The organism is Variovorax sp. P1_H12_2 (assembly GCF_056405335.1).
The window spans coordinates 1-16,436 of sequence record NZ_JBFUCI010000103.1; the positions used below are offsets into that span (position 1 = coordinate 1).

The 16,436-nt window shown below is 67.3% G+C and carries 15 protein-coding genes; 6 read left to right on the plus strand and 9 right to left on the minus strand.

Features of this window, described 5'->3' with window-relative positions:
- The 3 genes from AC1D2K_RS12935 to lpdA all read left to right on the plus strand — a co-directional run.
- A partial coding sequence (locus AC1D2K_RS12935; RefSeq protein ID WP_478089234.1) for a 2-oxo acid dehydrogenase subunit E2 occupies positions 1–953 on the plus strand: 953 nt, incomplete at its 5' end.
- 70 nt (positions 954–1,023) lie between these two features.
- The gene (locus tag AC1D2K_RS12940; RefSeq protein ID WP_478089235.1) at positions 1,024–1,614 is read left to right on the plus strand and encodes an MFS transporter; all 591 of its coding nucleotides are present in this window, start codon (positions 1,024–1,026) and stop codon (positions 1,612–1,614) included.
- Complete coding sequence (gene lpdA, locus AC1D2K_RS12945; protein ID WP_478089236.1) at positions 1,611–3,431, plus strand: dihydrolipoyl dehydrogenase; 1,821 nt, start codon at positions 1,611–1,613, stop codon at positions 3,429–3,431. The genes AC1D2K_RS12940 and lpdA overlap by 4 nt, the downstream gene beginning before the upstream one ends.
- A gap of 153 nt (positions 3,432–3,584) precedes the next feature.
- Here lpdA and AC1D2K_RS12950 read toward each other — a convergent pair whose 3' ends face one another.
- On the minus strand, positions 3,585–4,145 hold the full coding sequence (locus tag AC1D2K_RS12950; protein ID WP_478089237.1) for a C40 family peptidase: 561 nt from the start codon (positions 4,143–4,145) through the stop codon (positions 3,585–3,587).
- Positions 4,146–4,435: 290 nt separating this feature from the next.
- On the opposite strand from AC1D2K_RS12950, the gene AC1D2K_RS12955 reads away from it, so the two are divergent.
- A complete protein-coding gene (locus AC1D2K_RS12955; protein WP_478089248.1) occupies positions 4,436–5,497 on the plus strand; it encodes a PQQ-dependent sugar dehydrogenase in 1,062 nt (353 codons plus the stop codon).
- An 87-nt stretch (positions 5,498–5,584) separates the two neighbouring features.
- A complete protein-coding gene (locus AC1D2K_RS12960) occupies positions 5,585–6,184 on the plus strand; it encodes an isochorismatase family protein (protein WP_478089238.1) in 600 nt (199 codons plus the stop codon).
- A gap of 3 nt (positions 6,185–6,187) precedes the next feature.
- Here the strand turns inward: AC1D2K_RS12960 and AC1D2K_RS12965 are convergent, their stop codons facing one another.
- The 8 genes from AC1D2K_RS12965 to AC1D2K_RS13000 form a co-directional block, all read right to left on the minus strand.
- Complete coding sequence (locus tag AC1D2K_RS12965) at positions 6,188–6,601, minus strand: hypothetical protein (RefSeq protein ID WP_478089239.1); 414 nt, start codon at positions 6,599–6,601, stop codon at positions 6,188–6,190.
- A gap of 189 nt (positions 6,602–6,790) precedes the next feature.
- Positions 6,791–7,351 (minus strand): GAF domain-containing protein, encoded by a 561-nt coding sequence (locus AC1D2K_RS12970; RefSeq protein ID WP_478089240.1) that lies wholly within the window; start codon positions 7,349–7,351, stop codon positions 6,791–6,793.
- Positions 7,352–7,511: 160 nt separating this feature from the next.
- Positions 7,512–8,354, minus strand: a complete 843-nt coding sequence (locus AC1D2K_RS12975; protein ID WP_478089241.1) for a tetratricopeptide repeat protein — start codon at positions 8,352–8,354, stop codon at positions 7,512–7,514.
- Positions 8,351–9,262 (minus strand): non-homologous end joining protein Ku, encoded by a 912-nt coding sequence (ku, locus tag AC1D2K_RS12980; protein ID WP_478089242.1) that lies wholly within the window; start codon positions 9,260–9,262, stop codon positions 8,351–8,353. The genes AC1D2K_RS12975 and ku overlap by 4 nt, the downstream gene beginning before the upstream one ends.
- A gap of 134 nt (positions 9,263–9,396) precedes the next feature.
- A complete protein-coding gene (locus tag AC1D2K_RS12985) occupies positions 9,397–10,521 on the minus strand; it encodes an ABC transporter permease (RefSeq protein ID WP_478089243.1) in 1,125 nt (374 codons plus the stop codon).
- Positions 10,522–10,523: 2 nt separating this feature from the next.
- Complete coding sequence (gene rbbA, locus AC1D2K_RS12990) at positions 10,524–13,265, minus strand: ribosome-associated ATPase/putative transporter RbbA (RefSeq protein ID WP_478089244.1); 2,742 nt, start codon at positions 13,263–13,265, stop codon at positions 10,524–10,526.
- Positions 13,262–14,335 (minus strand): HlyD family secretion protein, encoded by a 1,074-nt coding sequence (locus AC1D2K_RS12995; protein ID WP_478089245.1) that lies wholly within the window; start codon positions 14,333–14,335, stop codon positions 13,262–13,264. Before AC1D2K_RS12995 ends, rbbA begins: the two co-directional genes overlap by 4 nt.
- Positions 14,336–14,353: 18 nt before the next feature.
- The gene (locus AC1D2K_RS13000; protein ID WP_478089246.1) at positions 14,354–15,832 is read right to left on the minus strand and encodes an efflux transporter outer membrane subunit; all 1,479 of its coding nucleotides are present in this window, start codon (positions 15,830–15,832) and stop codon (positions 14,354–14,356) included.
- A gap of 315 nt (positions 15,833–16,147) precedes the next feature.
- Between AC1D2K_RS13000 and AC1D2K_RS13005 the strand changes: the two genes are divergently transcribed.
- Positions 16,148–16,436, plus strand: a 289-nt coding sequence (locus AC1D2K_RS13005) for a pyridoxamine 5'-phosphate oxidase family protein (protein WP_478089247.1), incomplete at its 3' end; no start/stop codon positions are given.

Here is a 16,436-nt window from a genome sequence, read left to right on the forward strand (position 1 = left end):
ACCCCACGGTCGCGCCCAGTGGCAAGCTGCCGCATGCCTCGCCCTCGGTGCGCAAGTTCGCGCGCGAACTCGGCGTGCCGCTCGAGGAAGTCAAGGGCAGCGGCCCCAAGGGGCGCATCACCCAGGAAGACGTCCAGAGCTTCACCCGGGCGGTGATGAGCGGTGCGGCCACGACCAAGGCTGCCGGCGCCAAGGCTCCTGCGGGTGGCGGCGGCGAAGCCCTGGGCCTGATTCCCTGGCCCAAGGTCGATTTCACCAAGTTCGGCACCGTCGAGCGCCGCGACCTGTCGCGCATCAAGAAGCTCAGCGGCGCCAACCTGCATCGCAACTGGGTGATGATCCCGCACGTCACGAACAATGACGAGGCCGACATCACCGAGCTCGAGGCCTTCCGCGTGGCGACCAACAAGGAGAACGAGAAGTCGGGCGTCAAGGTGACGATGCTGGCCTTCGTGATCAAGGCGATGGTCTCGGCGCTGAAGAAGTTTCCGGACTTCAACACCAGCCTGGACGGCGACCAGCTGGTCTATAAGCAGTACTACAACATCGGCTTCGCGGCCGACACGCCGAACGGCCTGGTGGTGCCGGTGCTGAAAGACGCCGACAAGAAGGGCGTGCTGCAGATCAGCCAGGAAATGGGCGAGCTCGCCAAGAAGGCGCGCGACGGCAAGCTCGGCTCGGCCGACATGCAGGGCGGCTGCATCTCGATCAGCTCGCTCGGCGGCATCGGCGGCACGCACTTCACCCCGATCATCAATGCGCCCGAGGTGGCCATCCTGGGCCTGTCCAAGGGCCAGATGAAGCCGGTGTGGGACGGAAAGCAGTTCGTGCCGCGCCTGACGCTGCCGCTGTCGCTGTCCTATGACCACCGCGTGATCGACGGCGCCGCGGCGGCGCGATTCAACGCCTACCTGGGCCAGGTGCTCGCGGACTTCAGACGGGTGCTGCTATGACCCCCGAGGCGCCTGTGGCGCTTCCCCCGGAAGGGGGCGGCTCCCTTGGGGCGGCCCGGCGCGAGCCCCTATGACGACCGTGGTGGCTGTCCGCAAGGGCGGTCAGGTCGTGATGGCGGCGGATTCGCTGGTGACCTTCGGCGACACGCGGCTGTCGCATCGCGCCGAAGCCAATCAGAAGCTGTTCATGGTCAAGGACGCGGCGGGCGAGAGCATGTTCGCGGTGGCCGGCGCTGCGGCGCATTTCCTGGTGCTGCAGCACGCCTTGGCTGCGCAGCCCACGGAAGCGCTGCGCTTCGGCAGCAAGGACGAGATCTTCCGCACCTTCACGCTGCTGCATCCGGTGCTGAAGGATTCCTTCTTCCTGCAGACCAAGGAAGACGAGCACGAGCCCTACGAGTCGAGCCAGTTCACGATGCTGCTGGCCAACGCGAGCGGCGTCTACGGTATCTACAGCTACCGCGAAGTGTTCGAGTTCAAGCAGTTCTGGAGCATCGGCTCGGGACGCAGCTTTGCGCTCGGCGCCATGCACGCGGTCTACGACAAGGCGCGGTCGGCGCGCGACGTCGCCGAGGCCGGCGTGGCCGCGGCCTGCGAATTCGATCGCAATTCGGCCGGACCGGTCGACGTTCTCACACTCAAACTCAAGGTGTCCAAATGAGCGAACTACAAGTCAAGGTGCCCGACATCGGCGAYTTCRAKGAMGTCGCSGTGATCGAGGTGCTGGTGAAGSYCGGCGACACGRTSAAGGYSGAGCAGTCGCTGATCACGGTGGARTCGGACAAGGCSTCGATGGAGATYCCGTCCTCCCATGCCGGGGTGGTCAAGTCGGTGGCCGTGAAGGTCGGCGACAAGGTCAAGGAGGGCTCGGTGGTGCTGACGCTGGACGCGGTCGAGGGCGCCGCCGCGGCACCGGCGCCCGCACCGGCAGCGCCCGCTGCCGCGCCGGCATCCGCGCCGAAGCAGGCCGCCGCTGCGGCGACGCCGGCACCGGCCGCCGCATCGAGCTATGCCGGCGCGGTCGATTTCGACTGCGATCTGCTGGTGCTCGGTGCCGGCCCCGGCGGCTATTCGGCCGCCTTCCGCGCTGCGGATCTCGGTCTCAAGGTGATCCTGGTCGAGCGCTACGCGACGCTCGGCGGCGTCTGCCTGAATGTCGGCTGCATCCCGTCGAAGGCGCTGCTGCACGTCGCCGCGGTGATCGACGAGGTCAAGCACTTCGCCGATCTCGGCGTCAGCTACGGCGCGCCGACCATCGACCGCAGCAAGCTGCTCGGCCGCAAGAACAAGGTCGTCGCCAAGCTCACGGGCGGCCTGGCCGCGATGGCCAAGATGCGCAAGGTAACGACGGTGCGCGGCGTCGGCGAGTTCATCGATGCTTTCCACGTCAAGGTGCAGGAGGTCACGGGCGACGGCCGCCAGACGACCGACAAGTCGCAGACGGTCAAGTTCCGCCATTGCGTGATCGCGGCGGGTTCGCAGGCCGTGCACCTGCCGTTCATGCCGAAGGACCCGCGGGTGGTCGACTCCACCGGCGCGCTCGAGCTCGGTGTCGATCCCAAGCGCATGCTGATCCTGGGCGGCGGCATCATCGGCCTCGAGATGGGCTCGGTCTATTCGACGCTGGGCGCGCGGCTCGACGTGGTCGAGATGCTCGACGGCCTGATGCAGGGCGCCGACCGCGACCTCGTCAAGGTCTGGCAGAAGCTCAACGCGCCGCGCTTCGACAACATCATGCTCAAGACCAAGACCGTCGGGGCCGAGGCCACCAAGGACGGCATCCGCGTGACCTTCGAAGGCGAGCAGGCGCCGAAGGAACCGCAGCTCTACGACCTGGTGCTGCAGGCCGTCGGCCGCAGCCCCAACGGCAAGAAGATCGGCGCCGAGAAGGCCGGCGTCAACGTCAGCGACCGCGGCTTCATCCCGGTCGACATCCAGATGCGCACCAACGTGCCCCACATCTTCGCGGTCGGCGACATCGTCGGCCAGCCGATGCTGGAGCACAAGGCGGTGCACGAGGCGCACGTGGCGGCCGAGGTGATCGCCGGCGAGCAGAAGGGCGACAAGGAACTGTCCAGCGCGGCCTTCAATGCCCGCGTGATCCCCAGTGTGGCCTACACCGATCCCGAAATCGCCTGGGTCGGCCTCACGGAGGACCAAGCCAAGGCCGAGGGCGTGAAGATCGAGAAGGGCCTGTTCCCCTGGACCGCTTCGGGCCGGGCGATCGCCAACGGCCGCGACGAGGGCTTCACCAAGCTGCTGTTCGATGCCGTATCGCATCGCATCGTCGGCGGCGGCATCGTCGGCACCCATGCCGGCGACATGATCGGCGAGATCGCGCTGGCGATCGAGATGGGGGCCGATGCCTACGACATCGGCAAGACCATCCATCCGCATCCGACGCTGGGCGAGAGCATCGGCCTGGCCGCGGAGGCGGTGCACGGCCATTGCACGGACCTGCCGCCGATCAAGCGATGACCCCCAGGTTGGCTCACTTCGTGTAGCCGCCCACCCCCTTGCAGGGGGCAATACCAGCGGACCGGCAAAGCCGGATCCGCGGTATTCCTGGAAGGGCACCCAAAAAAAATCCCGCCTGGCGCGGGATTTTTTTTCGTGCGGCTTGGGCTGGGACTATTCGCCCGAAGTCTTGCCTTCGTCCTGCGCTGCCGCGACCCGGCGCGCGCCGCTGAAGCGACGCTGCCAGTAGCTGCCGCTCATGTCCTCGACCCGGACTTGCGCACCCGGCTTCGGTGAATGGATGAACTTGCCTTCGCCGACATAGATGCCCACATGGCTGAAGGCGCGGCGCATGGTGTTGAAGAACACCAGGTCGCCGGGCTTGAGTTCGCTGCGGTCGATCTTCTCGGTGGCGGCGGCCTGCTCTTCGGCACGGCGCGGCAGCAGGTGGCCCACCGTCTGGTTGTACATGGCGCGGACGAAGCCGCTGCAGTCGAAGCCGGTCTCGACGGTGTTGCCGCCGCGGCGGTACGGAACGCCCAGGAAGCCGATGGCCGTCACCACAAGATCGGAGGTGCGGGCGGCAACCGTCTGGCGAACCTGCTGGAACTGACCCAGCAGGCCCTTGTCCACCATCAGCGCTTCGGCAGGGTGGTCATCGGTCCGGTCCAGCTGCGGTGCTGCGTGGGCTGCAAAGGCGAGCAGCAGGCTGGCGGAGAGGAGTAAAAGTCGCATGGCGCGTAGGATATGGACGACACTCAGGGGTGTCAATTTCATGCGGATTCGGGATTTTGCATGTAAATGATTGTCGGGAAAAGAATTTTTTCCTTTTCTCACATCCCCAAATGTAAAAGTCACCGTTATGGGTGATAAGTGTTTGGCTCGATGTAATGCAAAAGATTTGCAATTCGGGTTGAAATGGCGCTGCTCCAGAATTCGCCGTTTCGAAGGAAAGCATGAAAGTGCTGCTGCACCGGATCGTCTGCAGGTGGTCGTCCCGTCTCCTGATCGGTGCCGTGGCGGCGATGAGCGTCGCGCACGCCGAGCCGCGGCCGGAGGTTGTCGCCTCAGGCCTCGAGAGCCCCTGGGGCCTGGCTTTTCTTCCTGACGGGCGCTTCCTCGTGACCGAGAGGCCCGGGCGGCTCCGGGTCGTCGATGCCGATGGCAAGCTGGGGGCGCCGGTGGCCGGTTTGCCGCCGATCGCGGCGGGTGGGCAGGGCGGGCTGCTGGATGTGCAGGTCGATTCGGCCTTCGCCCGGAACCGCACGCTGTACTTCTGCTTTTCCGAGCCGGAGGCGGGGGGGGCGGCCAACGGCACGGCGCTGGCGCGGGGCCGGCTGTCTGCCGATGGCAGCCGGCTCGAAGGCGTCAGCGTCATCTTCAGCCAGAAACCCAAGGTGGCGAGCCGGAACCACTTCGGTTGYCGCATCGTCGAGGCCAGGGACGGCACGCTGTTCCTCACGCTCGGCGATCGCTTCAGCCGCAAGGAAGACGCCCAGAGGCTCGACAACCACCTGGGCAAGATCGTGCGCATCGGCAAGGACGGGTCGGTGCCTGCCGACAATCCCTTCGTCGGCCGCGCGGGCGCGCTGCCGGAGATCTGGAGTTACGGCCACCGCAACGGCCAGGGTGCGACGCTGGCGCCCGACGGAACACTGTGGATGCACGAGCATGGGCCGCAAGGCGGCGACGAGATCAACATCCCGCAGGCCGGCCGCAACTACGGCTGGCCGGTGATCACCTACGGCGAGAACTATGGTGGCGGTCGGATCGGCGACGGCATCACGCAGAAGGAGGGCATGGAGCAGCCGCTGCACTACTGGGTGCCTTCGATCGCTCCCTCGGGCATGGCCTTCCTGACCAGCGACCGCTACGGTGCCGGCTGGAAGGGAAACCTCTTCATCGGATCGCTGAAGTTCGGCTACCTCGACCGGATCGAACTCAAGGACGGCAAGGTCACGGCCGAGCACAAGCTGCTCGAAGGCGGCAGGGCGCGCATCCGCGACGTGAGGCAGGGGCCCGACGGCCTGCTCTATGTGTTGACCGACGAATCCAACGGCAAGCTGATCCGCTTGTTGCCGGACTGAAAGCCTGAGAGCTTCGGGAACGGTTGACGGTCTGTTCGGTGGTACGGTCTAGGGGCTTCCAACGTATTTCCCCGAAAGAGTTTCCCCATGCTGCTCGATGCATCGCAATCCCAACTGGTTCTGGTCGACTACCAGGCCCGCCTGATGCCCGCCATCTTCGAGGCCGAGGCCGTTGCGAAGAACGCGGTCCGCCTCGGCGAGATCGCCCGGCTGGTGGAGGTCCCGGTCTGGGGCACGGAGCAGAACCCGTCGAAGCTCGGCGAGAACCTGCCCGACATCCGCGCCCTGTGTCAGCGCACGCTGGCCAAGATGCATTTCAGCGGCGCCGAGGAGGGCCTCGGCGAATGGCTGCGGGCGCCGGCGAAGGCGCCGCAGGGCAATGCGCGCAGCCTGCCCAAGCACCTGCAGAAGCCGGCCGCGGCCGAGGAGCGCAACACGATCGTGATCGCCGGCTGCGAGGCCCATGTGTGCCTGCTGCAGACCGCGCTCGACCTGCTCGAGGACGAATTCGAAGTCTGGGTCGTGACCGACGCCTGCAGCTCGCGCACCGAGCGCAACCGCGACGCGGCCTTCGACCGGCTGGCCGGCGCGGGCGCCGAGCTCGTGACCACGGAGATGGTCGGATTCGAATGGCTGCGGACGGCCGAGCATCCACGCTTCAGGGACCTGCAGGCCTTGATCCGATAGGGATCAGGGCGGGGTGCGCGGCCGCGGACGCCGGAGATAGGCCTCGCGCACGATCAAGGCCATGGTCTCGATCGGTGTGAACACGAGCGAGGCGCCGCCGATGACGGCGCAGCCGAAGTCTGCGAGATGGAAGATGATCGGCGCGCTGTCTTGCTCCAGGAAGTGGCTGATGACGATCGCGTGGAACAGGAAGAGCAGGAAATTGGCTGCAACCATCGCCTTCAGCAGCCGGTTGCGGAACATCGCGCAGCAGATCATGGCCTGCACCGTGGAAGCGGCCAGCAGCGTCATGCCCATCGGGTAGCCCATCGCACGGCCCTGCCAGCCGAGCGCGACCAGCAACAGGGAGATGGCGGCGAGCAGCGCCGACTTGCGGCGCACGCAGACGATGGCGGGCACGGGAGGGATCGGCGTCATCCGCGGCGAGCCGCCGCCGCTGCGCCGAGGGTGTGGAAGTCTGGGTTCATGGGTTCCGTTGCCAAACGCCGGGCAGTCAGTCTGGGCCCGGCGGGCGCGGATGTGTATCCGCCATTCGGCGGATCGGAGCGTCGAAGGGGATACAGCTTTTGACGTTTGGGGCCCAACGTCGCCCGGGCCCGCAGCCGATCAGTGGGTCGGAACCAGCAAGTCGACGTCGCGCCCTTCGGCCTGCGCGATCAGGCGGGCCGTGGCATTCGCGGCCATCTCGAGCCGCCTCACGTCGCGCGGGTCCAGATGGGGGCAGGCCTCGAAGCTGAATCCGCACAGCATGCCGTACAGCGTGCCATCCGAGAGTCGCACCGGCACGCCGATGTGGCCGCCGAGCGCCTCGTAATAGCAGGCGAGACCGTAGTCCGAGCGGACTCTCGCGACGTCGTGCACGATCGACGGCATCCGGCCGTCGATGATGCGCTGGCAGATGGTTTCGTCCAGTGGGTGGAACTGGCCTGGCTTGATGAYCGCATCGTCGGCCTTCGAAGAGATGTGGCGGAACACGCGATGGCCGTCGACGAACTCGCCGACGAAGACCACCTCGAGATTGAGCTGCTCGCGCACCACGCGCAGCAGGCTGCCGATCGAGCCCGCGATCAGGCCGTTGTCGCGCACGTCGGCATGCGCCGTCACGGTGGCGATGCGCGTGGCCCAGTCATCCGCCGCTTCGGGTCCGCTCTCGAGAATCGTTTTCATAGATAAGCAATTTTGCCGGCAGACCCGTGCTTTGGGGTCGGATTTGCGAGCGCGAACCGGCCCCGTGCGCACAAAGTCGGGCTTGGGTCGCTTTTCCGCATCGGCAGGCGGTCGATAGTTCTAACGGCATCCGGCCGAGTCGCCAAAGAGCCAGATCCGTTCATTTCTTTTGAAGGCGGCGATAGGCGCTGAAATGGCGAATGGCCTGTTGCTTGTCTCCCAGATGGTCGTGCAGCCTCGCGGCATTGAAGTGCGCATCACCGATGCCGGGCTCCAACACCAGGCAGCGGTCGTAGCTTTGAAGGGCCTCTGGGTAGCGGCCGAGGTCCTCCAAGGCCACCGCGCGATTGAAGTGCAGCAGCGCCACATCGGGACAGCGCGCCAGGGCGGAGTCGTAGAGCGCCACGGCCTCGGCGTCGCGGCCGGCTTCGCACAGCATCGCGCCGAGGTTCAGATAGCCGTCGGCATGGTCTGGCAACGCGTCGAGCAGCTGGCGATAGGCGCGCTCGGCCGCCCCTCGATCGCTGGCCTCGAGCGCTTCGGCACGCGCGAACAGGGCGTCGGCCGATGTCTGCACCAGCGCCGGGTCTGCCGCCGGCCCGCGCTCCACGAAGGCGACGGAACCGGGCCTCGGCGCGACCTCGAAATCCATCAGCAACTGGCCCGATTCCACCTCCCATCGGCTGCCGCGTTCRTGCACCGCGACCGTGCTGCCGACGGCTGTGATCCGCAGCCCGCTCAGGGGCAGCTCGGCAGGCAGCGTGGCTTTCAGCCGCTGCAGGGCCCGCACGATCCTGCGCGTCGGGATGTCGGCCAGTTGCAGCTTGTGAGCGGTGCGCAGCAGCACGACGTCGCGGAACGAAAAGCGGTACTCGTTCCTCGGCCCGCGCGACGGGCTGACGAAGCCGTTGGCGATCAACCGCGACACCGCGCTGCGCGACAGGCCCAGCATTTCCTGGATCCCGCGCAGCGTGTGCGGCGTCTCCGGCGGCAGCGGGCTCACTTCCTTGATCGCGCACGCGCCGGCGGCGCGACCTCGGTCGTCGGCGTGCCGGCCCGCTTCACGCCCTTGCGCTCCTTCGAGGCCAGCGCCGTCACGGCTTGCGCCGGCGCAGGCGCCGGGCGCTTGCTACCGCCGCGTGCCAGGCTGGCGCGCAGCATCTCGGTGAGATCGATGATCTGGCCGCCCGAGTCCGGCTCGCGTTCTTCGGCCGCGACCACCTGCTTGCCGGCGATCTTGGCATCGATGGCGGCCAGGATGCGCTGCTTTTCCTCGTCGACGTACTGCGCCGGGTCGTAGCTGTCCTGGGCGATCTGGTCGATGAGCTGGAGCGCCAGCTTCACTTCCGCGTCCGACGGCTTGACCTCCTCGATCTCGAGCTCCTTGAGCGAGCRCACCTCGTCGGCATAGAGCAACTGCTGCAGCACCAGCCCATCCTCTGCCGCCCGCACCTGGACCACGTACTGCTTGCCCTTCCAGGCCCATTTCGCGAGCGCGCAGCGGCCGCTCTTGCGCATCGCCGCACGCAACAGCGAATAGGATTTCGCGCCGCGCTTGTCGGGCGTGAGGAAGTAGGCCTTGTCGTAGTAGAGGGGGTCGACCGCCTTCTCGGGGATGAAGCTCACGATGTCGATCGCATGGCTCGCACTTTCTTCCACCGCCTTGAGTTCTTCGGGGGTGAAGAGCACGTAGCGGTCCTTTTCGAACTCGTAGCCCTTGATCATCTCGGAGCGCGGCACGATGACCCTGGGATCTTTCTCGGACACGTATTGCTGCTTCACGCGCGAGCCGTCCTTGGCCAGCAGGTTGAATTTGACCGTGCCACTGCTTTCGGTGGCCGAATACAGCTTGACCGGTATGGAGACCAAGCCGAAACCCAGGGACAAGGATGCGATCGACCGAGCGGCCATGCCTACCTCCAGGGACGGGCTGACGAGCACCCGCGGGGGGTCAGGATGCCACTTTCCGGGGAATTCGAAAAGAGGGTCAGGGTCCCCGGAAATAGTGTGAACAGGCCCTGGGCGCTTGCGGCTTTCCGCCGGACTCAGGCCATCTGGCTGATGGTCTTGCGAAAGCGCGCCAGCGACAGGGCGAACAGGGCGGTGCCGATCACCAGCAGGCACAGGAAAGGCTTCCATACCACCGAGATGCCCGCACCGCGGTAGAGAATGGCCTGCCCCAGTTCCACGAAGTGCGTGGTCGGCGCGAGCAGCATCAGGTTCTGCACCCCTTCGGGCATGCTCTCGCGCGGGGTCACGCCGCCGGAAAGTAGTTGCAGCGGCAGCAGGGTCAGTATCAGCAGCATGCCGAATTGCGGCATGTTGCGCGCCAACGTCGCCATGTAGATGCCCATCGAGGTGGTGGCGAACAGGTGCAGCGCGGCGCCGGCCAGGAACAGCATGATCGAGCCTTCGATCGGCACCTGAAGCAGGCCCCGGACCACGAGCATCAGCGACAAGGTCGCCGCCAGCACCACCACCAGCCCCATCGACCAGACCTTGCTCAGCATGATCTCCGCCGGCGTGACCGGCATCACCAGCAGATGCTCGATGGTGCCGTGTTCGCGCTCGCGGATCAGCGCCGCGCCGGTCAGGATGATCGACAGCATCGTGACGTTGTTGATGATCTCCATCAGTGCACCGAACCACGGCTGGGTCAGGTTGGGGTTGAATCGCATGCGCAGCGCAAGGTCCACCGGCGCCACGGCGCTGCCGCGATAGCGCTGCACGAACTCGTTGACCTCGGACAGCACGATCTGCTGGATGTAGCCGCTGCCCGTGAAGGCCTGGCTCATGCGGGTGGCATCGACGTTGAGCTGCAGCGCCGGCGACTTGCCGGCCAGCACGTCGCGCTGGAAGTTGGGCGGGATGTTCAGCGCGAAGGTGTACCGGCCGGCATCCATGCCGGCGTCCACCTCGCCGAGCGAGATCGTCGACGGTGGCGTGAACTGCGGCGGATAGAAGGCCGACGCGATGCGCGACGACAGCGGCGAGCCGTCCTCGTCGACGATGGCGATCGGCGCCTTGTGCAGCGACTCGGGCATGGCGGTCGCGGCGCTGTAGACCATCCCGGTGAAGGCGAAGACGATCAGCACCAGCATCACCGGGTCGCGCGCCAGGCTCCACAGCTCCTTGATGCCGAGGCGGTAGACGTTGGCGATCCGGGGCATGTTCAGCTGTCCTGCTTCTTGAGCAGGCCGATGGTCACTCCGAGCACGACCGGCACCGTGACCAGCAGCGGCCAGAACGCGCCGTGAAGATCGGACAGGTCCAGCGCCTTGCTGAACACGCCACGGCTGATGACCAGCATGTAGGTGGCCGGGTAGATCTCGCCGATCAGCCTGCCGGCGCCTTCGAGGGAGGAAATCGGGTTGATCATGCCGGCGAACTGCACCGCCGGCAGGATGGTGCTGATCATGGTGAAGAACATCGCCGCGATCTGGCTGCGCGTGAAGGTCGAGGCCAGCAGGCCGATCCCTGTCGAGACCACGCAGTAGACAAGGGTCGTCAATGCCAGGGCGAAGAAGCTGCCCTTGACCGGCACCCCGAACACGGTCACCGCGAGCAGCGTCATCAGCAGGAAGTTCAGCATGGCGAGCGCGATATAGGGAATCTGCTTGCCCAGCAGAAACTCGGCACGCGTGACCGGCGTGACATACAGGTTGATGATCGAACCCAGCTCTTTCTCGCGCACCACCGACAGCGCGGTCAGCATGGCCGGCAGCATCAGCAGCAGCAGCGGGATCACCGCCGGGATCATCGCCGGCAGGCTCCTGACGTCAGGGTTGTAGCGAAAGCGGGTCTCGATGGTGGCCGCGCTCGCGAGGGTCACGCCGAGCCGATGCGTGGCCTGGTCGACGAGCCACCCCTGGTGCATGYCCAGCACGTAGCCGCGCACGGTCTCGGCGCGCTGCGGCATCGCGCCATCGACCCAGGCGCCGACCTGTACCGGCGTGCCGCGCTGGATGTCGCGGGCGAAGCCGGGCGGGATCTCGATCGCCAGCGACAGTTCGCCGCTGCGCATGCGGCGGTCGAGTTCGGCGTAGTCGGCAATCGGCGGCTGCTCGATGAAGTACCTCGACCCRGACAGATTGAGCGCGTAGTTCTGGCTCAGCCCGGTCTGGTCGCGGTCGAGCACCGCGTAGCGCAGGTCTTCCACGTCGAGGCTGATGCCGTAACCGATGACGAACATCAGCACCATCGAGCCGACCAGCGCCAGCGTGCCGCGCACCGGATCGCGCTGCAGTTCCAGCGTCTCGCGCCACAGGTAGCTGAACATGCGGTTGAAGCTGAAGCGGCGCCGGCGCGGGTGCGGCGCGAGTGGTGCGGCCGCGGCGGGCGGCCCGGAAGGCGCTGCCTCGGCGGTTGGCGCCGAGGCGCCGCCACCGGCGTCGACCAGCAAGCCGATGAAGGCTTGTTCGAGCGAAGCGGCGCCGCGCGCGCGAACGATGCCGGCGGGCGTGTCGCTGACCAGCACGCGGCCGGCGTGCATCAGGGAGATGCGATCGCAGCGCTCGGCCTCGTTCATGAAGTGCGTCGAGATGAAGATCGTCACCCGGTCGCGGCGCGACAGCTCGATCAGCAGGCGCCAGAAATTGTCGCGTGCGACCGGGTCCACGCCCGACGTCGGCTCGTCGAGGATGAGCAGTTCGGGCTGATGCACCATCGCCACCGCCAGGGACAGGCGCTGGCGGATGCCCAGCGGCAGTTCGTCGGGCAGCGCGTCGAGTGCCTCCTGCAGCTCGAAACGCTCGACCATCTGCTGCACCCGCGCCGGCACTTGCGGCTCGGGGACCTGGAACAGCCGCGCATGCAGCACCAGGTTCTGCCGCACGGTCTGCTCGGTGTACAGCGAGAAGGCCTGCGACATGTAGCCCACGCGGCGGCGGGTGTCGATGTCCCGCGGATCCACCTCGTGGCCGAACAGCCAGGCCTGGCCCTCGCTGGCCGGCAGCAGGCCGGTCAGCATCTTCATGGTGGTCGACTTGCCGCAGCCGTTGGAGCCGAGGAAGCCGAAGATCTCGCCGCGGCGGATGCGGAAGCTGACATGGTCCACGGCGACGAAAKCGCCGAAGCGCATGGTCAGGTCCCTGGCCTCGATGGCGACGTTGTCGCCGCCATCGCCTTGCGGCAGTGGCGGGATGGTCACTTCCGTGTGGCCGCGCCTCTTGGCCTCCGGCAGCAGCCCGATGAAGGCCGCCTCCAGCGAGGCGGTACCGGTGCGGTCGAGCAGCTCTTGCGGCGTGCCGGTGGACAGCACCTTGCCGTCGTCCATCGCCACCAGCCAGTCGAAGCGCTGCGCCTCGTCCATGTAGGCGGTGGCGACGATCACGCTCATGCCGGCGCGCTCGCCGCGGATGCGCGCGATCAGGTCCCAGAACTGCGCCCGCGCCAGCGGGTCGACGCCGGTGGTGGGCTCGTCGAGGATCAGCAGGTCCGGGTCGTGGATCAGCGCGCAGCACAGGCCCAGCTTCTGCTTCATCCCGCCCGAGAGCTTGCCGGCCGGCCGCGCCAGGAAGGGCTGCAGGCCGGTGCTGCGGGTCAGCTCGTCGATGCGCCGGCGCCGCTCGGCGCGATCGTGGCCGAACAGCCGGCCGAAGAACTGCAGGTTCTCCTCGACCGACAAGGTCGGGTAGAGGTTCTTGCCCAGGCCCTGCGGCATGTAGGCGATGCGCGGGCAGACCTCGTCGCGGTGGCGCTTGGCGGCCATGTCGCCGCCGAGCGCCTCGACCGTGCCCTGCTGCACCGCGCGCGCCCCTGCGAGCAGCGACAGCAGGCTGGACTTGCCGACCCCGTCGGGGCCGATCAGGCCGACCATGCGCCCGGCCGGGATCTCCAGGTCGATGCCGTCCAGCGCCACGGTCTTGCCATAACGCTGGCCGAGGCCGACGATCCGCGCGACCGGGCGGCTCATTGGGGAATCTTGACCGCCAGCTCGGCAGGCCATGCGGCCTGCGCGTCGATCTTGAGCCACGCCACGCCGGGCAGTCCCGTCTTGACCTGCGTCAGGTGCTTCTTCAGCAGCTCGCGGTCGAACTGCGCCTTGACGCGGAACATCAGCTTCTGCCGCTCGCTCTCGGTCTCCACCGTCTTGGGCGTGAACTGCGCCGTGGCGGCCACGAAGGACACCTTGGCCGGAATCACGTAGCCCGGCGCCGCGTCGAGCAGCACGCGCACTTCGCTGCCCAGTGCCACTTTGCCGGCCACGGTCTCCGGCAGGAAGAAGGTCATGTAGACGTCCGACAGGTCGACCAGGTTCAGCACCTTGCCACCGCCGCCCAGCACCTCGCCAGGCTGCGCGATGCGGTACTGCACGCGGCCGTCGCGCGGGGCCTTGAGCTCGCTGTCGGCGATATCGGCCTCGACTCGCCTGACCGTGGCCTCGGCCGCTGTCACCACCGAACGGGCGCCCACGAGCTGCGCCTTCACCGCATCGATCGCCGCCTGCGCCGCGTTCACCTGGGCCTTGGCGGCGCCCACTGCGGCCTGCACGCTGCGCACGCGGGCGCGGTCGTCGTCGAGTTCCTGCTCCGACGAAGCGCCCTCGCGCGACAGGGTTTCCGAACGCGCCAAGCGCCGCTGCGCGGCATCGAGCTCGCTCTCGCGCTGCGCCACCAAGGCCTGCGCGGCCAGCTTGTCGCTCTCGCGCACGGCGACCTGGGCCTGGGCGCTCGCGACCGCGTTGATCGCCTGCTGCCGGTTGGCGTTGGCTTCGTCGCGCTGCGCTTCCAGCACCTGGATCTGCATCTTCGCCAGGGGCTGGCCGGCGGCCACGAAGTCGCCTTCGCCGACCAGGATCTCGGAGACCCGGCCCGCGAGCTTGGTCGCCACGTCGACCTCGGTGGCTTCGATGCGGCCGTTGCCGCTGACGAAGCCAGCGCCGGGACCGGAGGGCTTCAGCCGCGTCCAGCCGTAGTAGCCGACCGCCGCGAMGGCCGCCACGACCAGTGCGGCAATCAGCTTGTTCTTGGGTGTGAGGGTCATGATGCGTGCCGGATGTTCTCAGTTGGCCGCGTGACCGGCGAGGGGCGGCGCTGCCGCCAGTTCCTGCGAACCGCCGCCGAGCGCGGTGTACAGGCTCACGTCGGCCGACAGCAGCGCGCGGCGCGTCTGCACCAGTTGCTGCTCGACGTCCAGAAGGTCGCGCTGCGCGTCGAGCACTTCGAGAAAGGCCGTGGCGCCGTTGCGATAGCGAAGGTTTGCCAGCCGGGCGCGCTCGGTTTGCGTGGCCAGGGTCGACTGCTGGATCTGCACCTGCCGGGCCAGCCATTCGCGCGCGGACAAGGCGTCGGAGACCTCGCGGAACGCGGTCTGGACGGTCCTTTCGTAGTCGGCGACCGCGATGTCGCTGCGCACGACGGTCAGGTCGAGTGACGACTGGCGCCGGCCGCCATCGAAGATCGGCAGCGTCAGGCTGGGCGCGAAGCTCCAGGCCTGGCTGCCGGAGACGAACAGGCCGTCGAGCTCGGCGCTGGCCGTGCCGAAGTTGCCGGTCAGCGTGATGCGCGGAAAGAAGGCCGCGCGAGCCGCTCCGATATGGGCTCCGGCGGCGCGCAGCCGATGTTCGGCGGCGGCGATATCGGGGCGATCGGCCAGCAGGTCCGACGGCAGGCCCACGCGCAGTGGCTGCTCGAAGGCCAGCGCGTCCAGCCGACCGGAAGACGGGGCCAGATCGACCGGCGCGCCGACCAGGAATGTCAGCGCGTGGGCCAGATCGGCGCGGCTGCGCTGGAGTTGGACGTTCAGCGCCTGTGCCTGGTCGAGCAGCGTGCGCATCTGGGTCAGGTCGAACTTCGAGGTCGAGCCGACTTCGAAACGCCGCGTGAAGATGCGCAGCGATTCCTCGCGGGTGGCGATCGTGTGCTGGGCCAGCACGATGCGTTCATCGAGCGCCCGCAGCGAAAGGTAGCCGTCGGCGACCTGTGCGACCAGCAGCAGGGTGGCGGCGCGGCGGCCGGCATCGGTGGCCAGGTAGTTTTGCAGCGCGGCGTCCTGCAAGCTGCGCACCCGGCCCCAGAAGTCCAGTTCCCAGGCGTTCACCCCGAGTCCGACCTGGTACTGGCTGGAAACCAGCGGCTCCCTCGTGAAACTGAGGTCGCGCGGCACGCGCGAGCGGCTGGCGTCGGCGCCGAGCCCGACGGTCGGCCAGCTGTCGGCGCGTTGAATGCCATAGACAGCGCGGGCCTCCTGCACCCGCAGGACGGCGATGCGCAGGTCGCGATTGTTCTCCAGGGCCTGCGCGATCAGCTGCTGCAGGCGCGGGTCGGTGAAGTACCCGCGCCAGCCGACCGCGGCGGCGTGCGCGCCGACCTCCGGCGCAGCGGGCGTATCGGCCGGGTAGCTTTCGGCCACCGGCAGCGGCGGCGTTGCGTAGGGAGGGGCCATCGATGCACAGCCGGCCGACAGCAGCGCGGCCGCGGCCAGCAGCCAGCCGGACGCGCAGCGCTGCCGGCGCGCCCGGAAGGTGGCGATCGGGTTCATCAATGCGTATCGGCCGAGGCGCCCACCGGCCCGCAGCGTGTCACGGGAGAGTTCTTGTGCCTGGACATCAGGGTTAACTCTAGGGGCGGGGTCCGTTCGCGACCTTGATCCAGATCAATCGAGCGACCGGATGGTCGTTCTTCAATGACTCCTCTTGCATGACCCCGCCACTAAGCCCGCGCGCGGCTGCGCGACAAGCGTGTGACCCACCGAAAAGCAGATGCTCAGGCGTTGATCGCAATCAAGGCCGCGCGGCCTAACCATCCCAGAATATCCGTCTTGAACGCTCCCTCTTGACGTTCGTGGAGGTGATACATGGACGACGAAATCAGAAAGAAGATCCTGGCGCTGCTGGATCAGCATCGAATCATGACAGTCGCGACGCTGCGTCCGGATGGCTGGCCGCAGGCAACGACCGTCGGCTATGTGAACGAAGGCCTGACCCTGTACTTTCTCTGCGGGCTGGACAGTCAGAAGGCAAGAAACCTGGCGCGAGATGACCGGCTCTCGCTGACGATCGATCACGACACGGCGGAATTGATGGCGATCACCGGCCTGTCGATGGCCGCGCGTGCGCGAGCGGTGGATGATCGGGCAGAAGCGG